Origin of the sequence: Paenibacillus sp. P2(2022) (genome assembly GCF_029522175.1) — a bacterium.
Taxonomy (GTDB): Bacteria; Bacillota; Bacilli; order Paenibacillales; family Paenibacillaceae; genus Paenibacillus; species Paenibacillus polymyxa.
The window spans coordinates 1-22,348 of sequence record NZ_JAKWFI010000003.1 but is presented as its reverse complement, the minus strand read 5'-3'; the positions used below and the strand labels follow the sequence as shown (position 1 = coordinate 22,348).

At 41.0% G+C, this 22,348-nt stretch carries 16 protein-coding genes and 1 rRNA gene; 16 read left to right on the top strand and 1 reads right to left on the bottom strand.

The annotated features are described in order from the left end of the window. Positions 1 to 32 precede the first annotated feature (32 nt). From MMB75_RS11975 to MMB75_RS11960, 4 genes are all read left to right on the top strand, one after another. A complete protein-coding gene (locus MMB75_RS11975; RefSeq protein ID WP_206703937.1) occupies positions 33 to 3,869 on the top strand; it encodes a glycosyltransferase in 3,837 nt (1,278 codons plus the stop codon). Positions 3,870 to 3,938: 69 nt separating this feature from the next. Then, positions 3,939 to 5,057: a glycosyltransferase family protein gene (locus tag MMB75_RS11970; protein WP_019688737.1), complete on the top strand. Its 1,119-nt coding sequence runs from the start codon at positions 3,939 to 3,941 to the stop codon at positions 5,055 to 5,057. 27 nt (positions 5,058 to 5,084) lie between these two features. After that, positions 5,085 to 5,813, top strand: a complete 729-nt coding sequence (locus MMB75_RS11965; protein ID WP_019688736.1) for a sugar phosphate nucleotidyltransferase — start codon at positions 5,085 to 5,087, stop codon at positions 5,811 to 5,813. A 62-nt stretch (positions 5,814 to 5,875) separates the two neighbouring features. Continuing rightward, positions 5,876 to 6,973 carry an acyltransferase family protein gene (locus tag MMB75_RS11960; protein ID WP_019688735.1) on the top strand — a complete coding sequence of 366 codons (1,098 nt, stop codon included), beginning with the start codon at positions 5,876 to 5,878 and terminating at the stop codon, positions 6,971 to 6,973. Positions 6,974 to 7,042: 69 nt separating this feature from the next. Here MMB75_RS11960 and MMB75_RS11955 read toward each other — a convergent pair whose 3' ends face one another. Beyond that, positions 7,043 to 8,917, bottom strand: a complete 1,875-nt coding sequence (locus MMB75_RS11955; RefSeq protein WP_016822985.1) for a hypothetical protein — start codon at positions 8,915 to 8,917, stop codon at positions 7,043 to 7,045. An 83-nt stretch (positions 8,918 to 9,000) separates the two neighbouring features. Between MMB75_RS11955 and rfbC the strand changes: the two genes are divergently transcribed. The 12 genes from rfbC to MMB75_RS11900 form a co-directional block, all read left to right on the top strand. Further along, entirely contained in the window at positions 9,001 to 9,546 is a 546-nt protein-coding gene (gene rfbC, locus MMB75_RS11950) for a dTDP-4-dehydrorhamnose 3,5-epimerase (RefSeq protein ID WP_016822986.1), read from the top strand. Between the two features lie 80 nt (positions 9,547 to 9,626). Next, positions 9,627 to 10,646: a dTDP-glucose 4,6-dehydratase gene (rfbB, locus tag MMB75_RS11945; RefSeq protein WP_016822987.1), complete on the top strand. Its 1,020-nt coding sequence runs from the start codon at positions 9,627 to 9,629 to the stop codon at positions 10,644 to 10,646. 1 nt (position 10,647) lies between these two features. Continuing rightward, positions 10,648 to 11,520, top strand: coding sequence for a dTDP-4-dehydrorhamnose reductase (gene rfbD / locus MMB75_RS11940; protein ID WP_016822988.1), 873 nt, complete (start codon positions 10,648 to 10,650; stop codon positions 11,518 to 11,520). Positions 11,521 to 11,712: 192 nt separating this feature from the next. Beyond that, on the top strand, positions 11,713 to 12,624 hold the full coding sequence (locus MMB75_RS11935) for a glycosyltransferase family 2 protein (RefSeq protein ID WP_016822989.1): 912 nt from the start codon (positions 11,713 to 11,715) through the stop codon (positions 12,622 to 12,624). A 184-nt stretch (positions 12,625 to 12,808) separates the two neighbouring features. Continuing rightward, the gene (locus MMB75_RS26235) at positions 12,809 to 12,901 is read left to right on the top strand and encodes a putative holin-like toxin (RefSeq protein ID WP_219727884.1); all 93 of its coding nucleotides are present in this window, start codon (positions 12,809 to 12,811) and stop codon (positions 12,899 to 12,901) included. A 370-nt stretch (positions 12,902 to 13,271) separates the two neighbouring features. Next, complete coding sequence (locus tag MMB75_RS11930) at positions 13,272 to 14,180, top strand: glycosyltransferase family 2 protein (RefSeq protein WP_016822990.1); 909 nt, start codon at positions 13,272 to 13,274, stop codon at positions 14,178 to 14,180. After that, on the top strand, positions 14,177 to 15,577 hold the full coding sequence (locus MMB75_RS11925) for an undecaprenyl-phosphate glucose phosphotransferase (RefSeq protein ID WP_016822991.1): 1,401 nt from the start codon (positions 14,177 to 14,179) through the stop codon (positions 15,575 to 15,577). The genes MMB75_RS11930 and MMB75_RS11925 overlap by 4 nt, the downstream gene beginning before the upstream one ends. A gap of 135 nt (positions 15,578 to 15,712) precedes the next feature. Next, positions 15,713 to 16,585 (top strand): phosphatidylinositol-specific phospholipase C/glycerophosphodiester phosphodiesterase family protein, encoded by an 873-nt coding sequence (locus tag MMB75_RS11920; protein ID WP_016822992.1) that lies wholly within the window; start codon positions 15,713 to 15,715, stop codon positions 16,583 to 16,585. Positions 16,586 to 16,729: 144 nt separating this feature from the next. Continuing rightward, positions 16,730 to 17,422, top strand: coding sequence for a heptaprenylglyceryl phosphate synthase (gene pcrB / locus MMB75_RS11915; RefSeq protein ID WP_029514478.1), 693 nt, complete (start codon positions 16,730 to 16,732; stop codon positions 17,420 to 17,422). Between the two features lie 41 nt (positions 17,423 to 17,463). Further along, a complete protein-coding gene (pcrA, locus tag MMB75_RS11910) occupies positions 17,464 to 19,788 on the top strand; it encodes a DNA helicase PcrA (RefSeq protein ID WP_045244616.1) in 2,325 nt (774 codons plus the stop codon). Positions 19,789 to 19,874: 86 nt separating this feature from the next. Then, complete coding sequence (ligA, locus tag MMB75_RS11905; RefSeq protein ID WP_045244615.1) at positions 19,875 to 21,890, top strand: NAD-dependent DNA ligase LigA; 2,016 nt, start codon at positions 19,875 to 19,877, stop codon at positions 21,888 to 21,890. 375 nt (positions 21,891 to 22,265) lie between these two features. Next, positions 22,266 to 22,348 (top strand): 16S ribosomal RNA (locus MMB75_RS11900); the annotation flags it as partial.

Sequence of the window (22,348 nt, the reverse complement as noted above, 5' to 3'; positions counted from 1 at the left end):
TTTGCCTGAAAGGAAGAGGTTTTACAGTGAATATGAACAGATCTATAGCTTTTGTCATTCACAATCTTGTTTTATATGAAACGATTAAGCCTTTAATTGAGGAATGTGAAAAAAAGCAGATCGTTTGTGATATTTATGTCCCTCACATTGAAGAAGATGATTGGGGAGACATGTCCTTAGATACCTATCATTATTTGAAGAATAACGGTATAAACGTGACTCTAACAAGCGCTGTACCCGACAAAGCATATAAAATAGCCTTCTATCCTTACCTCCCCTATTATTTGGAAGTTAAGTCCGATTATAAGTTCAGATATCAGTATGGAATGGCTAAACCAAACTGGAATTTAGATACATGGAGTCGGAATTTCGATTTCATTTTTTGTAATGGGCTATATGATTCCTCGGTTCTGGCAGCCTACACTCAGACTGAAATCGTAGGCATGATTAAATATGCTAAATTTCAAAGAATGAAGCGCGAAACGGATAAATATAATTTGCTTTATTTGCCTACGTATGGGAATGAATCGTCTATTGAGCTTGTAATGAACCATATTGAAGAAATTTCAGATACCTTTAATATGAAGGTAAAATTGCACCATGGCACTTCTTTTTTGGAGCATGATCGGGTTAGTCTAGTTAAGTCTCATGTTCCTGAAGTGCTTGATCACAAGGCTTCTCTTGTTCATTTAATAGAAGAAGCGGATGTAATATTGTCTGACGGCTCTGGGGCTATATTTGATGCGCTGTTTACGGATACTCCAATTGTAATATTCCAGCATCCCCAAACAGAATCGTTCGAGGGGATTCTACCTTTGGAAGAACAAATAGTTCAGCAAAACATTGTTCCTTTTGTGAGCGATAACGACAATATTAAGCAAACTTTACTTAATGCAATCTTAGATGAACAACTAATACAACAAAGAAGGAAATTTACTTTAGAGATGTTTCCGGTCAAAGGAAGAGAGACGATAGATAAGTGTATGGATGTAATTAATAGATTTTTACAAGATGACGTAGACCAGGCTTATAGAGCAGGGCATACACGTCTAAAAAATGAATTTAATGAATTACAAACTCATAATCAAAATCAAAGCCAAGAAATAGAACAGCAAAAACAACGCATAGCTGAGCATACGGATCAGATTAACACATTGATTCAAACGCGTGATCATCAGGAAAATGTAATAAACAGCATGTCAGCAGATATTAGATCTCTGTCTGAAAAGAAAGATGAATTAGAACAACAGTACGCTCAACTCACACAGGATTATAATGATGAAAAAAACAACTTGGATATTTTAAACCATCAATATAGACAGCTATTTGGTCAATATAATGAACTGAACACCCAGTTCAGTGAGTTGCAAGAATATAATGGAAGACTGTCCACGGAGCTTCATAATATTTATAACTCTAAAAGGTGGAAAATGGCGAATAAACTTAAACATATTTTACACAAGTCCAAAATGATATATGTTCTTAAGGGATATAGAGTATGGAAAAACTATGGCACCACGATCTTACTAAAAAAGATTAAATCTAAAGTGTCGCATAAGCTTAAACGGACTAACGCAGGGGATCATCCTGTTGATCTGCGCAAAGATGAAGGAAACTACAATCAGTTATTAACTTGGTACGAGTATAAATTTTATAATTATAAAGTAGCCAAAGACAATTCATTTTCCCTGGAACTTGATAAGTTCGAGACTGCATTTGAGAAAGATCTTATATCGATCGTTCTTCCTGTATATAACGGTGAGGATTATGTATCGAAAGCTATTGATAGTATTCTGCAGCAATCTTATAAGTATTTTGAACTCATTATTATTAACGATGGTTCAAAAGATAAAACGGCAGAAATTATTGATGCGTATGCCAAAGCAGATCATCGTATTAGGGTAGTCCATCAGGAAAATCGTAAAATACCAAGAACATTATCCAGAGGTTTTAAACTAGCTAAGGGTGAGTACCATACTTGGACCAGTGCAGATAACATTCTTCCTGAACATTTCTTGGAGAAGATGGTCGCTGATCTTAAACGTGATGAAAATATTGGTATGGTATATGCGAACATGAGGTTAATTGACTCGGACGGCCAAGTAATTTCCAACCATGGCTGGTATGAAGAACCACAGTTCAGTGGCAATGTTATGCTACCTAAGTCCGCATTGGAGCTAAATGTATATCCTAACAATACGATTGGTGCGGCCTTTATGTATAGGGCCAAGGTGACTCACTTATTAGGTGACTACTCTAGTTATAAGCATACCCTTGAAGATTATGATTATTGGATGAGAGTGAACTCCTTATTTGAGCTCAAACATGTGACGTTCGATGAGCCTATATATGATTATCGCTGGCATGATAAATCATTGACCGCTTCAGATCAAGAACTCGGCATCACATCTAACAGATATAAACTCATGGTACTTGATGATTTTAGAAGGGATTTTTATCTGACCCCATTAGTTTGGATCATTGAGGGAGACGCAGCTGAAGTTAGTGATTTTAAGAAATATGTTCTGGCTAAGGGCCATACCGTGGTTGGAAGAGATGAACTAAATACGATTATTGGCCTTAATTTGGCAACGCCTATTTGCTATTTATATATTAAAACAGGCGAAGTCCATAATTTTGAATTTATGGATTCTAATGCTTCATCGTCTATGTATGCACTGCTTATAGATAAATCAGAGCATACCACAGATACATTTATAGCTGACTATCCTTGGGATCTGAAAATAAAGGATAAAATGAATGGTGAGACGGATAGCAACTATGACTTTTTTGCACAGGAGACCGAAGTTCTGTTCTCTCTTATAAATACCAAGGTTAAAAACGATCACTTATATCGCATTGAGGCGGTAATTGAAAGTGAACCCGTCTATAAAAAGGATCTATCTGTTATTATTTGCACTTACCAGCGGAGTGAGAAACTTTCCAATGCAATTAAATCAGTGATAGAACAGTCGTTGGATAAAGCGAGCTATGAAATCATTGTTGTCAATAATGATTATCAGAATGATGAGATTCATCATCTGGTTCGTGAGTTCAGAGCAACCTATAATATTGATGATTCCTTCATGCGATATATGGAGGCACCGTTAAAAGGCCTTTCCTTTGCACGTAATGTTGGTTTATTTGGAGCAGAGGGTGAAGTCATACTCTATATTGATGATGATGCTATCGCGAACTCCAACTTGCTTGAAGAGACCGTCAGAGGCTTCTCAGATCGTCCGGATATCGGAGTTATGGGTGGGAATATTATACTCAATTTACACGAGGAACGGCCTGAGGTGGTTAAACCAGGTACTGAAGCCTACTGGAGTCAGCTTATTGTGGAAGGCGAAGAAATTATTGATTCTAATTTTCAGTGGGAGTTTCCTTATGGAGCCAACTTTGCGGTTAGACATGCTGCACTAATGCGAATTGGGGGCTTTAGAAGCGCTTATGGGCGTAAAGGAAACAATTACGCTGGAGGAGAAGAAATTGTTGTATCTTTTGCTATGAGAGAAATCGGGTATAAGGTTGGTCTTAATCCGAAGATGAAAGTCATTCATGATGTGGACACCTCCCGATATACGGTTGAGCATGTTAGAAAGACAATGCGAAATAGCATTTTAACCAATTACCAATTGCAAAAGGATCTGTATGCGCCAATGGAATCGGATATTGAAGCAGATAAGAATCACCTTGAAATTGTTAAAGCTGAATTAGACCATTTGCAGAAGATGCCGGCTAAAAATCAGGATGTTGAAATTGATATCTTGTATAAACAGTACACAATCGAAGCATATGAAGAGCTGATACAAATGAAGGAAAATGATATAAATACGCGAAGACAGCTGGCAGGAGCGTATAGATAATTAATAAAACTTTAAAGGCGCCTCTTTTATAAAAATAAGGGGCGCCTTTATTAGTATGGAGCTGTTAAATTGAAAATTTTATATTTCTCTCCAATCTATTGGGATGATTTAAAACAACGTCCGCAACATTTGGCTGAAGAATTTGCTAAGCTCCCGGGGGTTCACATTACCTTTGTAGAACCATCCATTAGCATACTTAATAGTATTGCAAGGCAGAACTCAGATTATAAACAAAGAAAACAAACCATTAATGATAGTCTTCAAATATTCAGGCCGTCAGGCAGTCTGAGATTACCTAGAAGCTTTGAAGGCTTAGACATATTTCATATGAATCAATGGTTTGAAAAGAAACAATTAAAGGATTTTGTTTCCAGTTCAGATATCATTTGGTTGGGGAGCCCGGTTTTTTATCCTCTTATTAAACAAAATAAGAAGAAGATTATATTTGATCGTATGGACGACTATGTATTTCTAACTAACAATGCATTGATGAAGAAGTTACTCAAAAAGTGGGAACTTGAATTACTTGCCAAGGCGGATCTTGTTATATCTACGAGCAATGATTTGCATAAGCATTCTCTATCATTGAATAAACAATCTTATTTAGTGAAAAATGCTGTGGATACAGCTATACTAAACATAAATGTAAATAGCTTGGTTGCCAGTGACTTGAGACGATTAAAGCATGAGGGCTACCATATTTTTGGCTATGTAGGAGCGCTTGACCACTGGTTTGACGTGGAAGCGGTTAAGGCAATTACAGAATTTGATGAGAAGTTTGTTGTATGTTTGGTTGGGAGAAATAACCTGAACTATAATTTTGAGCAGCATAGTGGGATTAGATACTATAACCCAGTTCCCAAATCAGAAATTGGTGCGATTATTGATGTTTTTGATGTTTGTTTATATCCCTTTTCAAGGAATTCAGATAGAATTGATACGATTAATCCAGTCAAAGTTTATGAGTATCTTAGTCTGAATAAAGTGACTCTAGCTGTGCAGAGTGAAGAAACTAAATTATTAGATCAGAAAGGGGTCTATCTATATCGTAGTTTAGAAGAAATAAGGGAGTATCTGGCGAGTGTAGACACCCTGCAACGGCCTTTTAATAATCAGGAGCAACTGGAAAACTTCATAGTCCACAACAATTGGGAAGCTCGTGCAAAAACCATTATGGAGCTACTATAAAAGAGCTTTAATAGGAGGAAGTTAGATATGAAAGGGATTATATTAGCTGGAGGGACTGGCTCTAGATTATACCCGCTTACTAAAGTTACAAACAAACATTTGCTGCCGATTGGTAAATATCCAATGATTTATTACTCTATTGACAAGCTAAAAAAGGCGAATATAAACGATATTTTGATCGTTACTGGAAAGGAACATATGGGAGATGTAGTTAATCTCTTAGGAAGTGGAGTCGACCTTGGAGTTACACTGACTTACAAAGTACAAGATGAAGCCGGTGGAATTGCACAGGCTTTGCTTTTAGCTGAGCACTTTGTTGGTAATGACAAGATGGTTGTAATTTTGGGGGACAATGTATTTAAAGATGATATAACCTCATTCGTTGAAAAATTCAAGCTTCAAGAATCGGGAGCGAAATTGCTACTTCATAAAGTTCCTGATGCTAATCGCTATGGAGTACCAGAATTACAAGGCGATAACATTGTAAATATTGAAGAAAAGCCTAAGAACCCTAAGAGTGATTATGCAGTTACGGGCATTTATATGTTTAACCATTCAGTGTTTGATATTATCAAGACTTTGACCCCTTCAGCAAGAGGAGAATATGAAATCACAGATGTGAATAACGCTTATATTCAACGAAACCAACTTACATTTGATATTTTAGAAAATTGGTGGACTGATGCGGGAACACATGCTTCATTGATGCTTGCTAACAAATTAGTGAGTGAAATGGATTATGAACTATTTTCCTAGGATGATCGCAGGACTAAAGAATCCGCAGATAACAATGACATAAAGAAAGTGAGACTTTATAAATGCAAATTGTGCATGCTCCAGCTAGAATAAAGTGGGTAGATGTTTTAAAGGGACTGGCAATTATTTTTTTAGTCTTCTCACATTTGGTGCCTCATGGTTTTAAAGGGAATGAGTTGATGGATAAAAGCTTTATAATAGGGTATTTTTATTCCTTCCATATGCCTCTTTTCTTTTTTGCTTCTGGGTTTACCTCTAATTTTCAGAAGTATAAATTTAGTAGTTTTTTGTGGTCTAAAATCAAAACAATCCTTTTACCATATACGACTCTTTATATATGTTCCTTATTGTATTTTGGTTGGATGCATTGGATGGGGATTGTCGGAACACTTGATCCAATGGTTGTTATTGAAACTTTTTTATATGCAGATGGGAATCACTTGGGTATTCTTAATATGTCTCTATGGTTCCTACCTTGTCTTTTCTTGGCCCAAATTATTTCGTACTTAGTTTTGAAGATTTCCTCAAAGAAAAGTTATATGTATGTATTTTGGATATTGCTCACCATTCTAGGGGCATTTTTAAGTAAGCTTGATACACATGCACTTCCCTGGTCATTGGGAACTTCAATTAATGCAGCTTCCTTAATTATTTGTGGTTATTTATTTAAAATGAATGAACAATTTTTTATTGAAAAAATCAAATTAAATAAACCATACATTGCTTATGCTGGTGGCTTCCTGGGTCTTGTGTTATTTTTAATAAATGACAAGCCAGGCATGTCAGGAAATTACTATGGGCATAATTATATATTATTTTACCTATCAGTACTGAGCAGTCTAGTATTCTATATTTACTTATCTAAAAAAATTGAGTCATCTAACTTGTTGTCCTATTTTGGTAAAAATTCTCTAATTATATTTGGTCTGCATGGATTAATACTTAGCTTCTGGGAGAATGTGAATTTTTACGAGATGTTTTCTGTTAAAACAAATATGTATTTAGATGGAATTTCATTTGTTGTTATCTCTACCTTGCTTGTCTTCTTAAGTTGTGTCCTTTTCATTGAAATATTTAATAGATTCTTACCATTCCTGATTGGCAAAAAATTTAGTTTTGGCAATTCTAAAATAACTACAATTCCCAATAAAAATGTTTAATGATTAACAAAAAAAAGCCCCCGATTTTTATTCGAGGGCTTTTTTTATGCGTCGGACATCTGGATTGAATTAGAAAAGATCGGGATTATCAGGGTATATTTTTCTGAATTGTGAACGTATAAGCTCAACTTTTTCTTTTGTGATGGATGACGTCTTTTTCAAGACGATGGCTTCTACGTTATTATCAAGAGTATAGCTTTTTAAAGGTTTAAAATTATTTTTAAGAGATCCGTTCATGACCTCTTCTGCGAGTATACCTACAACCTTTTGACCACTTTCACCTAAATGGTATTGTGTAGGTAATGCGATCACAACATAATCAGACTCAAAAAACGACACTGGAAAGCCATCTCTTAAATCCACATGGTGAGTCAGATTCATAAACGGAAGAGCATTGCTATTGTCAGGCATTTCGATCTGTCTAAGTATGTCATCATTAAGAATTCCAGAGCTCGATAGGACATATACTTTATGCTGCTCTGATGAAATTTCCTTAAGATCAGCCGTCATTTGCTTCAAAACAGGTATATCTGTTCTTACTCTAGGTGTTTGTTTAAAGTCACTGAATAAAGAAGAGAAGTAGGTAACAGGCCGTGCATTTGTATTCGTAAAGGTTACTAAGAAATTACAAAGCACTAAATAAGCCAGAATAACTAAGCCAACACTTTTTGCATATTTTATCTTGGACAAATAGTTTAGAATGAGAATAACGCCACTAATAAATAGAATTAACACATTCACTGTAAGCAGATAATAATGCTGAGAAGCTAAGCTTTGGATTCTTGTAAAAAGAAAGTACGTAATGAATAAGTTCGTAACTAAAAAGATTGATATATACCTTGTTTTACTAATGAATAACAAGCCTATGCAACCAACAAGAGCTATGATGAAAATGAAGGCTCCGTAATGATAAAATAAATTCTGCAAGTTACTTAAGACGTCACCAAAATAATAAGCTGAGTAGGCGTTCTTAAAGTTATTGGTCAGAGCTCTTTGAATAAATTCATTGAAGAATATGACAAGAAACAATGCGCTTGAAGCTCCTATAATGAAAAAATTTAAGATAACCTGTAAGAGCTGCTTAAAGCGAAACTCTTTTTCTAGAATCCATTTGAATATAAAGGCGATACCGATCGACCCAAAAAAAGATACGATCCAGAATCCATACCATCGTCTTGTGAATGTTAGTAATACCAGGCAAGCAGCTAAAAGTAAAATCGCTTTTACATTTAAGCGTTCAAAATCATTATTAAATAAGATAACTAGGGACAAGCCGATAAAAATAAGTCCTATAGAATCCAGGTATCCACCCAACATAGGAGCTATCATAATTGGGAAAGTAAATGTAAGTACAAAGATGATAAGAACGTTCAATTTTGTGTTTAGCTGGATTTGATCAGCAATCTTGATACATAATAAGAATAGTATCAAACAAGAAGGATACAAGAAGCAGGTATAGATTGCTAACACATAGCTCATGTAGCTTGTACCTAAGAACTTTAAGGGTAAGGCGAGAAAGACTGTTGGGAACACGGAATAATCGTCTCTTAAAATACTTGCATAGATTTGTTTAGATGCTGCTATAAAATCTGTACTTAAGAGGTTATTAAATTGTATGGAAGTATTCCAATAGGCCGAAAAGTCCCAATAATAAATGAAATGTTCCCTTTGGAGGAAAGCGTAAATGAATATAATCCCAACGAGATAGCCGCCAAAAGCTAGGTATTGCACCATTATTTCTTTCTTTGCATATGTTAAGATACCACTGATGTGTAAAATGTATGTAGCACCTATGACAAACGACTGAGCAATATTTAGACTGAATAATATGGAAATATAGTAAGAATCAATTTTAAACAATATGAGAATCGGGATAAGTAGCCACATCAAAATCAAATAGGACCAAACAAAATTTTTATTAACTCTCGATAAATTCAAAAGCATATTCCCTCCCAAAATAGTGTGCTTATTAATTTTATAGTAATCATAAATGAAAGTATATACAGAAGATGTTGGAGGTTTCGTGAATGATAATAAAGGAAGTACTTGCAGGTGCAAAAATTATTGAACCCGTGGTCCATGGTGATCACCGTGGTTTTTTTATGGAAAGCTACAATGAACAAATCATGAAGCAGCATGGAATCAACTATGCTTTTATTCAGGATAATCAGTCCTTATCTGCAGAAGCTGGCGTGATCCGAGGGCTGCATTACCAGCTTCATCCTAAAGCCCAGACCAAACTTATCCGAGTGCTTTCTGGAGCCATCTATGATGTTATTGTGGATATTCGTAAAAGTTCCCCAACATTCGGTCAATGGGTCGGGGTGATCTTAAGCGAGCATAATAGACGTCAGTTACTGGTGCCTAAAGGATTTGCTCATGGGTTCTGTACGCTTGTTCCAAATACTCAAGTGCTGTACAAGGTAGACGAGTATTATTCACCCGAAAATGATCGGGGAATTCTGTGGAATGACCCTGCGCTGGGGATTGATTGGCCAACTTCTCATGCTATTCTTTCAGAGAAGGATCAGAAGCATCCGACATTTAGGGATGCAGACATTAACTTTGATTAGAGTGATAATAGGCGGCTGTTTTGTCGTTCTGTTTTAAAATAACATGTTAATTGTATTAAAGCACGTTTGAGGAGGTATTTATGAAACTTCTTGTCACCGGCGGTGCCGGATTTATTGGCAGTAACTTTTTATTGTATATGTTAAAGCAGCATCCAGATTATGAAATCGTGAATGTGGACGCACTCACCTATGCAGGCAACTTAGAAAATTTGAAATCCATTGAAGATCATCCCAAACATTCCTTTGTGAAAGCAGATATTACTGATGCACAAGTGATGGATCAGCTGATGCAGCAGGGAATTGATGTGGTGGTGAATTTTGCAGCAGAGTCGCATGTGGATCGGAGTATTTTGGAGCCGGAAGTGTTTGTGAAAACAAACGTATTGGGTACACAGGTGTTACTGGATGCCGCCAAGAAATATAATGTGACCAAATTTGTGCAGGTATCGACAGATGAAGTATACGGTTCACTGGGTGAAACCGGATTGTTCACAGAGGACACTCCGTTGCAGCCTAATAGTCCCTATTCTGCTTCCAAGGCAGGCGGTGATCTGTTAGTTCGTGCATATCATGAAACCTTCGGTTTGCCAGTGAATATCACACGTTGTTCTAATAATTACGGTCCATATCAATTCCCAGAAAAACTGATTCCGTTAATGATCTCACGTGCATTGAGCGATCAACAGTTACCTGTGTACGGGGATGGCTTGAACATTCGCGATTGGTTGTATGTAGAGGATCACTGCAGCGCTATTGACCTGGTCATTCATCAGGGCAAGCTGGGTGAAGTGTATAATATCGGGGGAAATAACGAGCGGACGAATGTGCATATCGTCAAAACGGTATTGGAGGAGCTGGGCAAGCCAGAATCTCTAATCTCGTATGTGCAGGATCGTCCGGGTCATGACCGCCGTTACGGTATTGATCCGACCAAAACCATGAACGAGCTGGGCTGGAAGCCCAAGCACTCTTTTGAGACTGGCATTAAAGAAACGATTCGCTGGTACTTGGACAACGAGGAATGGTGGACCCGCATTCAATCCGGTGAATATCAGCAATATTATGCCAAGCAGTATGGTTCCCGCTTAGGGGATGTGTAAAATGAAAATATTGGTTACTGGAGCATCCGGTCAACTCGGCAAGGATGTGGTAAAGGTCTTCCAAGAGCAAGGACATGATGTTGTTGGCTATGATCGGGAACAGCTGGATATTACGGATTTGGACCAGGCGATGAAAATAGTGGGACAATATCAGCCTGAAGCTGTAATCCACTGTGCAGCGTATACAGCGGTTGATGCGGCGGAGACTGATATGGATAGAGCTTATCAAGTAAATGCTGCTGGAACACGTAATATGGTATTGGCTGCGGAAAAAGTAGGAGCTAAACTGGTGTATATCAGTACAGATTATGTATTTGATGGAACCGCTGAGCAGCCCTATCACGAATATGATAATACGAATCCACAGAGTATCTATGGGAAGTCCAAACGGGCGGGAGAGGTGCTAACCGAGACACTTTGCTCTAGGTACTTTATTGTTCGTACGTCATGGGTGTATGGGCTGTACGGGAACAATTTCGTTAAAACCATGTTGAAGCTTGGACAAGAGAAGCCGCAGCTTCAGGTGGTAAATGATCAGAAGGGTTCACCTACCTATACGGTGGATTTGGCACATTTTTTGGCGGAATTGATTCAAACGGAGAAGTATGGCGTATATCATGCATCCAATAGCGGTTCTTGCACCTGGTACGAGTTCACACAAGCTATTTTGCAGGATGCCGCAGAGCTATATGCTGTGAAAATCACTGCAAAATTAGAGCCATGCAGCACAGAGCAGTTTCCCAGACCCGCAGCGCGTCCACGTAATTCCGTGATGGAGCATATTGCAATCCGGACCAACGGATTCCACGATTTACAGGATTGGCGCAAAGGATTGCGTGACTTTTTGCAGGAGTATTTTGATAAATCTGAATAATTGAAACTTTATCATAGCTATCAAAAATCTCCCATTATTTCAGGATTGGGAGATTTTGTTATATTTAAGACTATGTTGATTAAGGGTGATGAGCATTATAATGTATAGGCAGGTGGAATGTACATGTCCCCGTAGCCCATATTTTCAAAGAAGGAGGGCATTATTCTGAACAGACCTAACGTACAAGTTTTATTGTCTACATATAATGGAGCAGCTTACTTAGATGAGCAGGTAGAAAGTCTCATCAATCAAAAAGACGTAGAAGTACAGATTCTAATCCGTGATGATGGCTCAACAGATGATACGGTAGCCAAGTTGATTACATTGGAGCAACGTTATCCCAAACAGATTAGGTTATGCCCAGAGAGTAATGTAGGTGTTATTGCGAGTTTTTTTGATCTGATTCAAAGATCGTCCGAGACATTCGACTATTACGCCTTTTGCGATCAGGATGATGTATGGATGCCGAACAAGCTTGCTCGGGCTGTAGCTCAGCTCAGGGAAAAGGATGAGAGCCAGCCGCTGATGTATTGTTCTGCTACCCAAATGGTCTCTCAAAACTTGGAGCACCTCAAGGTATGGCCAGCTGATATTCCCAGACCTTTATCCTTATATAATGCTCTCATCGAGAATGTGTGTGTAGGCTGTACCATGGTGTTCAATAAACAAACACTCCAACTCGTGAGGAAGAAAATTCCGGCTACCTTAAACAATGTTATTATGCATGACTGGTGGATTTACTTATGTACCGCTTCTTTTGGTGAGGTTGTTTTTGATCCCGAGCCGTCCATTTGGTATCGCCAACATCAAAACAATGTGCTGGGAGGTTCAACGGATGGCTTGGTTAGCAAGTGGAGAAAGAGACTAAGTAGATTTGTGAAAGGAAAAAATCGCTATATTTTAAGTAAACAAGCCCGGCAATTTGTTCAACTATATGGACAAGACATGCCTTCTCAATTGTACAGAGATGTGGATCAATTCCTGGACAGCTACCAAAAGGGTGTGTTTTCTCGTATGAAATATATAGGGCAGTCTCCGTTTTATAGGCAGTCCCGGTTGGACAACTGGATTTATAAGTTAGTTTTTATATTGGGAAAATTATAGAAGATGGAAAGAAAAATATTGAAACTTTTTTCCATATAGGAGCGTCAAATAATCAAAGGTGCAAATGAATGCTAGATAAAAAACCCATCGAATGCGTGTTCCTTTTTGGAAATATATAGTATAATTGAAACGTGCAACCGATAGAGCTGACAAGGGCGGTCGGCTAACTCTCCCGAGGAGGGGGGTGAAGCCTGTGACAGTGTTTGAGGCGCTCAGTTTAATGCTGACGTTCGGGGCGTTAATCGTCACACTGTTAGAGTTTAACAAACGAAAATAGACCGCCCCCGCAAGGAAGGGTCTATTTTCGGCCTGATTGTTCCAAAACCGTCCGCTCTTGGAGCGTTGGTTGCGCGGGGCTGGCTGGCACCAGCCCTTTTTCCATGTATATCTTACCACGATGAAATTTAGACCTCAACCGAGGATTTTACAAAAATCTAATAATCGACTTCCAATGAACAATATATAGTTCCAAATGGTTTCGTTTGTCTATATTTGCACTTTGGAGCAGTTGGAATCGAATTTTGCGAATTTCTACTAACTATGCAAGGTTACAAGTTATGTGCTTTTTTGCGCCCCGTGGTCTGCACGGTATGCTATAATAGGCGATAGTAGAATAGATTACTGAATTTGTCAGGAGCGTTTTAAATATGGATGTAAGCATACTGGTCGTCAACTATAATACATGTCGATTGACGCTGGATTGTTTGCAGTCGGTGTATGCGTCAAAGACGCAGTATCGATATGAAGTGATTGTTATCGATAATCACTCCAGTGACGGGTCTGTTGAGGCTATTCGTGCTGCATACCCGGAAATTATGTTGATAGCCAATAAGGATAATACAGGGTTTGCCAAGGCGAATAACCAGGGCATGGAAGTAGCTAGCGGGCGTTATGTATTGCTGTTGAACTCCGATACGTTGGTGCAGCCGGATACGCTGGATACAATGATTCGATTTATGGATACGCATCCGGAGATGGGGGCATCGGGCTGTAAGGTCATCCTGCCGGATGGCTCGCTAGATAAGGCTTGTAAGCGAGGGTTTCCAACGCCGTCTGCGTCTTTTTACTATGCTTTCGGCTGGTCGAAGCGTTACCCGGATAACCCAAAGTACAACCAATATCAGCTTGGGCATCTAAGCCCGGATGATGAGTATCCTGTGGATGTACTGGTTGGGGCTTTTATGCTGGTGCGTCGGGAGACGATTGACCAGGTTGGCGGATTGGACGAAACCTTTTTTATGTATGGTGAGGATATAGACTGGTGTTACCGGATTAAACAAGCTGGTTGGGGCATTTACTACTACCCACACACATATATTATTCATATCAAAGGAGGCAGTGCTCGCCGTCGCCCTTTGAAAATTATTTATGAGTTTCATAGAGCTATGTGGGTATTTCATCGTAAGCATTATAAGCAGCAGTACAGCTGGTTCACCAACATGGCTGTATATGCGGGAATTACGGTGAAGTTTGGAATGGCTTTTCTTAAAAATAAGTTGTCTGCACCGGTTAAGCCGGACGGCGGAGAACAATCTCGTACTGAGGTGAAAGCATGATACGCAGAAATCAGCGTTTTTTAACCCAATTATATATTGTGGCGGATTTCGCGGTCATTCAGTTATCCTTTCTGATCGCTTGGTTTTTCAAATTTGAAAGTGAATGGATCACTTATAAAGAGCCACTTCCTATTCAAGTATATGGAGGGTGGAGCTTAATATACGGTCTGATTGCCGTTGTGCTGGGGATGTTATTCTCACTCTATTCGCCAAAGCGCAAAAAGAGGTTTGCAGATGATGTATTTCGCGTTACCCAGATTCACATTGTTGGCCTGTTTGTGCTGTTGAGTGTGATGTTTTTCGTAAAGCAAATCGACATCTCGCGGTCCTACCTGGCGATCTATATGATTGGTAATGTACTGATTATTTTGTTTTATCGATATTTTTTGAAGCAAGTTCTTAAAGTCCTCCGTCAAAAAGGATACAATAAGCAATTCATGCTCATACTTGGAGCGGGTTCTTTGGGCCAACGATTTTATCATAATCTTGGACAGTATCCTGATTTAGGCTACGAAGTAGTGGGATTTCTGGATGATAAACGGCATTGGAGTGAAGAGGAAGAGGCCCATTTTCGCCCGATTCTTGGAGGATTAGATCAGTTGGAGGCAACGCTGTCGCGCCTGATGATTGATGAGGTCATTCTGGCGCTGCCGCTGGATGCTCATGATAAGTATCCCAAGATTATCAACATGTGTGAAAAGGCTGGAGTGCGCACGCTTATTATTCCCGATTTCTTTGATTATTTGCCGGCACGACCTTACTTTGACAACTTTGCAGGTATGCCGATGATTAATGTACGAGATATTCCACTGGATGTAGCAGGGAATCGATTGTTTAAGCGTCTGTTCGATATTTTATTTTCTTTATTTGCGATTATTCTGACCTCTCCGATTATGCTGGCCGTGGCGATTGGTGTGAAGGTCACGTCGAGAGGCCCCATTATTTTTAAGCAGGAGCGGGTAGGCTTGAACCGTCGCACCTTCCGAATGTACAAATTTCGCTCCATGAAGGTACTGCCGCCTGGAACTGAAGATACGGGCTGGACGACTGCTAATGACCCAAGACGCACACGTTTTGGTACGTTTATTCGTAAAACAAGCCTCGACGAGCTGCCACAGTTTTTCAACGTACTGTTGGGTGATATGAGCGTCGTTGGCCCACGTCCGGAACGGCCCTATTATGTGGATCAGTTCCGTGAGGAAATTCCAAAATACATGGTGAAGCATCATGTTCGTCCTGGAATTACAGGCTGGGCACAGAGTAACGGTTTGCGCGGAGATACATCTATTGAGGAACGGATTAAGCATGACATCTTCTATATTGAGAACTGGTCGCTCTTATTCGATATTAAAATTATTTTTCGCACGATTCGCAATGGTTTCAAAAACGCATATTAATCCAGAGTCACCCTTCGGCTTAGCCGGAGGGTGTTTTTGTGTCTATATAGCTGATTTTTTAGTTCAACTGATATAGGGCTGTTTTGAGTAGGTGTATGTAGGGTATTGACCTGTACGAAAAGGATGTGACACCCTATGAAACGAGTGATTGCTGCAGTTATTCTTTTAATGATAATCGGTACATTTTTACTGGCTTACAAAGGACAATCTACTGAAGAACATACTGGCTTTACCACACACCGTGTGATTTCGCATGCCATGGGAGCCGTTGATGGTTTGGCCTATACCAATGCGCGTGAAGCGTTTGTGGAAAATTACAAAAAAGGTAGCCGTGTATTCGAGGTCGACCTGATGTTTACTTCGGATGGACATTTGGTGGCGCGCCATGAATGGACAGAATCCTTTACCAAACAAATGCAACAGGAATACGCAGTTGCTACAGAGCAGGGCGGAAAGCCTTGGAGCTATCATCAGTTTAAAAACACCCCCATACACGGTTCTTATACTCCACTTGATTGGAAGGATGTATTGGATTTATTGGAAAACTACCCGGATGCCTATATTGTGACCGATACGAAAGAGCAGGACCCTGCCCAAATCAAACAGTTATTTGCACAACTGACCCATCAGGCCCAGGAGAAAAATCCCGAACTTCTGTCTCGTATTGTCCCTCAAATTTATAATGAAGAAATGTTGCAAACGTTGCGGAGTATCTATCCTTATACATCCATCATTTATACGCTATATGCTACAGAAGACACGAATGACCAGATCATTCAATTTGTCCAACAGCATGATATAACAGCAGTAACTTTACCAGAAAATCGCGTGAGTGGTGCCTTAGTGGAAAGTTTGCGTCAGGCAGGGGCAGTGTGCTACGTAAATACGATTAACGAGTTGCAGGACGCCACTGAGTACGAACAGATGGGTGTAAGAGGTTTTTATACTGACGTTTTAACGGAAAAAGAACTTCGTAGACGCAGTTGGTTGTATGCGCTGAGACCATGAGCTGTCTGAACTCGGTGTTCCCATTTGATACGAACATTGACACCTTTTAAGCACTGTCATAGACTTAGCATAGAACGCTTTTGGATATTGGAATTCGGCTCGTCTGGATGATGACAAAAGCAATGGATGCTGGAGGAATGTGTGTTGGCAGATTCAATTCAATCATGGAGGCATGTATTTAAGCTTGATCCTGACAAGGAACTGAATGATGAGGCGCTTGATGCCGTGTGTATGTCTGGTACGGACGCCATTATGGTGGGAGGTTCATCGGGCGTAACCTATGAAAATACGGTGGATTTGCTGTCGCGGGTTCGGCGTTATGAGGTGCCGTGTGTGCTTGAGGTATCCGATCTGGAAGCTGTGGTGCCGGGGTTTGATCTATATATGATTCCCATGGTGCTGAATACCGCTGACAGTAATTGGATTATGGGGCAGCACCAACGTGCGATTGAGCAATTTGGTTATATGATCCCTTGGGATTTGCTTGTGACGGAAGGATATATTGTTTTGAACGGTGATTCCACCGTCGCTAAGCTTACTGGTGCGGAAACTTCGCTGAGTGCTTCTGCTGCCGCTTCATATGCACAGATTGCTGACAAGCTTATGCATCTACCGATTGTATATGTGGAATATAGCGGTGTCTTTGGAGATATGGAACTGGTACAACAAATACATCGCGGTACGGAGCGATCTCGTGTCTTATACGGAGGAGGGATCGTGGATAAATCTACCGCGTTACAAGCAGCAGCTGTTTGTGACACCATTGTAGTAGGAAACATTATTTATCGTGATTTGGCGAAAGCGTTGGAGACGGTAGCTGTGAAATTGGAAGTATAGAGCGTGAATATATGAAAGCTTAGGGAAAGGAGCATGCACGCATGCAATCAATAGATATACACGAGGCGGTAGCTCGCCTTAATCAGCCTCAGCGTCAGGCCGTCGAGGCGGTAGATGGTCCTCTGCTAATTATGGCTGGCGCAGGCAGTGGTAAGACACGGGTGCTCACGCACCGAATAGCTTACCTCATTGCGACCCGCAAGACGGCTCCATGGGGGATTTTGGCGATTACCTTTACGAACAAGGCCGCGCGTGAAATGCAGGATCGCGTATCCAAGCTGATTGGTCCGCAGGGGAAAGATGTGTGGGTATCCACCTTTCACTCCATGTGTGTGCGTATTTTACGCCGGGATATCGAGCGGATCGGATTTACCTCCAATTTCAGCATCTTGGATTCTACGGATCAATTGTCTGTCATCCGAAGTTGTATGAAGGACCTGGATATAGATACCAAAAAGTTTGAACCCAAAGCGGTTCAGTCTATGATGAGTACGGCTAAAAATGAACTGGTCACTCCTGAAATGTATGAGCGCAAGATTGGCGATTATTTTGAAGGAATTGTGGCGAAGGTATATACCAAGTACCAACAACGGCTCAGAAACAACAACTCTCTTGATTTTGATGATTTGATTATGGCAACGATTCAGCTCTTTAAAGAAGTGCCCGAGGTACTTGATTTCTACCAGAAGAAATTTCAATACATTCATGTTGATGAATATCAGGATACGAACCGTGCGCAGTATATGCTGTGCAAAATGCTGGCTGACAAGCATCATCGGCTATGTGTTGTAGGTGACAGCGACCAATCCATCTATCGGTGGCGGGGTGCGGATATTAGCAACATTTTGAACTTTGAAGAGGATTACCCGGAAGCACGCACGATTTTGCTGGAGCAGAATTATCGCTCAACTTCAAATATTCTTAATGCAGCTAACGAAGTCATTGGCCAAAACACAGGCCGCAAGCCAAAAAAACTATGGACCGACAAAGAAGGCGGCGCCAAGATTAAGGTTTATCGTGCTGACTCCGAGCATGACGAAGGCTATTTTATCGCCTCAGAAATTCATAAGAATATTAAGGCGGGCAAAACCTATAGCCATCATGCCATTTTGTACCGTACGAATGCCCAGTCTCGGGTGGTCGAGGAAATTTTGATCAAATCGGATATCCCTTACCAAATCGTGGGCGGAATCAAGTTCTATGATCGTAAAGAGATTAAGGATTTGCTGGCGTATCTTCGCCTACTGTCCAATCCTGACGACGATATCAGCCTGATCCGAATCATTAATGTACCCAAACGAAGCATCGGCGACACAACGGTTGGCAAATTACAGGCAGCTGCGGCGGAACGTGGGGTTTCGATTTTCCGTGTGCTTCAAGTGGTTGATGATTTGGGCTTTGCTGGACGCACGCGCAATGCGCTTGTAGAGTTTTACGATATGATTGAAGGTTTAAGTCGGATGGTGAATTACCTGTCAGTTACTGAGTTGACCGAAAAAATGCTGGAAACCACCCAATATCGATTGGAACTACAAAATGAGAATACTCTCGAGTCACGCTCGCGTTTGGAGAATATTGATGAGTTTCTGTCGGTAACTATGGAATTTGAAAAAGGGACGGAAGACAAGTCGCTTGTCTCCTTCCTGACCGATCTTGCTCTCATTGCCGATATTGATTCCATGAATGACGATGAAGAGGAGCAGAGTGATGCGGTTGTATTAATGACCATGCATAGCGCCAAAGGACTGGAGTTTCCTATCGTATTTATCGTTGGTATGGAGGAAGGGGTATTCCCTCACAGCAGGGCCTTTTTGGATAATGAAGAGCTGGAGGAAGAGCGTAGATTGGCGTATGTCGGGATTACCCGTGCTGAGGAGCAGTTGTTCCTCACATGCGCTCAGATGCGCACTCTGTTTGGACGTACCACAGCTAACCCGCCTTCCCGCTTTCTCGAAGAGATTCCGGATGAGTTAAAAGAGGATACGGTCATCAAGCGTGATCGTTACCGTCGTTCAGGCAATGTAGGCGGATCTTATGGTGGTCGCGGACTGGGCAAAAGCAGTGGCAGCAACTTTGGTGGAGAGCGCTCGTTTGATACGATGAGCCGTAGTGGCTCGTCTGCTTCCGCGTCGCCCCGCGTAACAGTGACCACTTCCTCACCTGCAAAACCAACTCCGTCTGTTTCGACAGGGGGGGCATCCATTTTTGCTGCCGGAGACAAGGTACAGCATGGCAAGTGGGGAATTGGAACCATTGTAGCTGTAAAAGGAACGGGCAATGATATGGAGCTTCAGATTGCTTTCCCGGCTCCAGTAGGGGTTAAACGACTGTTAGCTGGCTTTGCACCGATTACAAAAGTAGAATAATCCTAAATATTATTAAATCTCGAACCTCATAGGGCAGCTTGGCTAAGGCCTTTGCCCTAATGAAGTTCCCGGAGGGATACGCCTGCATGAACCTAATGCACAGGATGGAGCAGCTTGTTGCTGAACTGAACACATATAACTATCACTACTATACATTGGATGATCCCCAGATCAGCGACAAAGAATATGATGTGCTTTATGACGAACTGGTAGCGCTTGAACAGACAAGCGGTCTTGTACTGCCGGATTCGCCAACACAGCGTGTGGGCGGGGAGATCCTCAAGGGCTTCACACCGCATCGCCATCTCGCTCCATTATGGAGCCTTGATAAAGCTCAGAATATGGAGCAGCTGCGTGCATGGAATGCGCGTGTCGTGAAGCTGATCAATGATTACAATACCAAGAACCCGGAGCAACCTTTGCCATCCCCCGGCTATGCGATAGAACTAAAATTTGATGGACTGACGCTGAACCTGACATACACGGATGGACAACTGGTGCAGGCTTCCACACGTGGTAATGGTGTGGTAGGTGAGGGGATACTGGCACAGGTCAAGACGATTAAATCCGTGCCACTTACAATTCCTTTTCGAAATGGAACAATTGAAGTGCAGGGAGAAGGAATCATGAATCTTTCTGTACTGTCCAAATATAATGAGACTGCCGCGGACCCTCTTAAAAATGCACGCAACGCTGCAGCTGGTGCTTTGCGCAACTTGAATCCCAAAGTGACAGCAGAACGCCGACTGAATGCATTTTTCTACAACGTGGGATATGCAGACGGTATCCAGTTTAACAGCCACCAGGAGATGATGACCTTCCTGCGCGAAAATCATTTCAAGGTAAACCCATACTTGACTTACTTTGATAATTTTGATGATGTAATGGAGCAGCTGATTGAGATTGAGGAATCCCGTGCAGGATTGGACTATCTTATTGATGGGGCAGTATTGAAAATTACAGATATGCGCACACGTGAGGTTCTTGGATATACTGATAAATTCCCACGCTGGGCGGTGGCCTATAAGTTCGAAGCAGAGGAAACGACTACGGTCCTTAACTCAGTCGAGTGGAATGTAGGAAGAACCGGGAAGATCACTCCACTGGCTAGGGTAGAACCGGTAGAGCTGGCGGGAGTCACTGTACAAAATTGTACGCTGAACAATGCTGGTGACATCGAGCGTAAAAAACTGAAGTTTGCTTTGGGGGCACGTGTGTTTATTCGTCGCTCAAACGATGTTATTCCTGAGATTTTGGGAAAAGTAACATCTGAGAACGATGGAGGGGAAATTGTGGTTCCAGATCATTGTCCAGCTTGTGGGTTTCCGCTGCAGCAGCGAGGCGCTCATTTATTTTGTGACAATAAGCTAGGTTGTAAACCCCAAATTGTGGCCCGCATTTCTCATTTTGCTTCACGTGATGCTATGGACATTGAGACGTTCAGTGATAAAACAGCTATTCAACTGCATGATGAATTGGGAGTTCGTGAACCAGCGGATCTGTATACACTGCAATATGATGATCTTGTGAAGCTGGAGCGGTTTGGTGAGAAAAAGGCCAATAACCTCTTGGCGGCACTCGAAAAGAGTAAGGAGAGAGACTTGGCTTCTTTCCTTTATGCTTTGGGCATACCGAATACAGGTAAAGCGACGACACGCATGTTGGCTGAACACTATCGTGACTTGCACAAGACGATGTCCGCTACGGTGGATGAACTGATAGAACTCCCAGATGTAGGTGGGATTGTAGCTGAAAGCATTGTTGCATTCTTTGCCGATCCATTTACTCAAGCAGGGATTGAAAAGATGCTGTCTCTAGGGGTAAAAGCTCAGGCCCCCGAAGCTCCACAGGCGAAAAAGACAGACAGCTTTTTCAGTGGCAAAACGGTTGTGCTTACAGGTACCTTGCATCAGCTTACGCGTGATGAAGCTGCATCGAGGCTGGAGGCGCTGGGAGCCAAAGTTGCCGGATCTGTATCGAAAAAAACGGATCTAGTCATAGCTGGTGAAAAGGCTGGGAGCAAGTTGGCTAAGGCACAACAGCTCGGAATTGACACCATAGAAGATGAGGATGAATTTATCAGACTGTTAGAACAAGAATAATAGTTTTTGCAATGAGGGCAGTCATTCCGTTCCAAAGCGGAGTGGCTGCCTTATTATCTGTTATATAGTAAAGAACAAGAGTATAAAAAAGTGCTTGCTAAATAACTTCAGGCATGATATATTACTAGACGTTGCTTTGAGAATAACATTTCTTGAAGCAAAGTTGCTGAAAAGATAATCAAAAAAAAGATTTGACAAGAAAGCAACTGACATGATATGATCTAATTCCTGACTTGTTAAACAAACGAGGTCAGACAAGTTCTTTGAAAACTGAACAAATGGATGATGAAATAAAGATTACTTCTTTTATAAAGAAGAATCGCTAGCATTAAAAATGAGCTAATCGCTCTTTCTATAACCAACTTCGGTTGGTCTTTAATGGAGAGTTTGATCCTGGCTCAGGACGAACGCTGGCGGCGTGCCTAATACATGCAAGTCGAGCGGGGTTAGTTAGAAGC

Bases quoted from the DNA above. Each gene is read 5' to 3' on its own strand.
- MMB75_RS11975 (WP_206703937.1), top strand. From the start codon at position 33: ATGAACAGATCTATAGCTTTTGTCATTCACAATCTTGTTTTATATGAA.
- MMB75_RS11965 (WP_019688736.1), top strand. From the start codon at position 5,085: ATGAAAGGGATTATATTAGCTGGAGGGACTGGCTCTAGATTATACCCG.
- MMB75_RS11960 (WP_019688735.1), top strand. From the start codon at position 5,876: ATGCAAATTGTGCATGCTCCAGCTAGAATAAAGTGGGTAGATGTTTTA.
- MMB75_RS11955 (WP_016822985.1), bottom strand. From the start codon at position 8,917: ATGCTTTTGAATTTATCGAGAGTTAATAAAAATTTTGTTTGGTCCTAT.
- rfbC (WP_016822986.1), top strand. From the start codon at position 9,001: ATGATAATAAAGGAAGTACTTGCAGGTGCAAAAATTATTGAACCCGTG.
- rfbB (WP_016822987.1), top strand. From the start codon at position 9,627: ATGAAACTTCTTGTCACCGGCGGTGCCGGATTTATTGGCAGTAACTTT.
- rfbD (WP_016822988.1), top strand. From the start codon at position 10,648: ATGAAAATATTGGTTACTGGAGCATCCGGTCAACTCGGCAAGGATGTG.
- MMB75_RS11930 (WP_016822990.1), top strand. From the start codon at position 13,272: ATGGATGTAAGCATACTGGTCGTCAACTATAATACATGTCGATTGACG.
- MMB75_RS11925 (WP_016822991.1), top strand. From the start codon at position 14,177: ATGATACGCAGAAATCAGCGTTTTTTAACCCAATTATATATTGTGGCG.
- MMB75_RS11920 (WP_016822992.1), top strand. From the start codon at position 15,713: ATGAAACGAGTGATTGCTGCAGTTATTCTTTTAATGATAATCGGTACA.
- pcrA (WP_045244616.1), top strand. From the start codon at position 17,464: ATGCAATCAATAGATATACACGAGGCGGTAGCTCGCCTTAATCAGCCT.
- ligA (WP_045244615.1), top strand. From the start codon at position 19,875: ATGAACCTAATGCACAGGATGGAGCAGCTTGTTGCTGAACTGAACACA.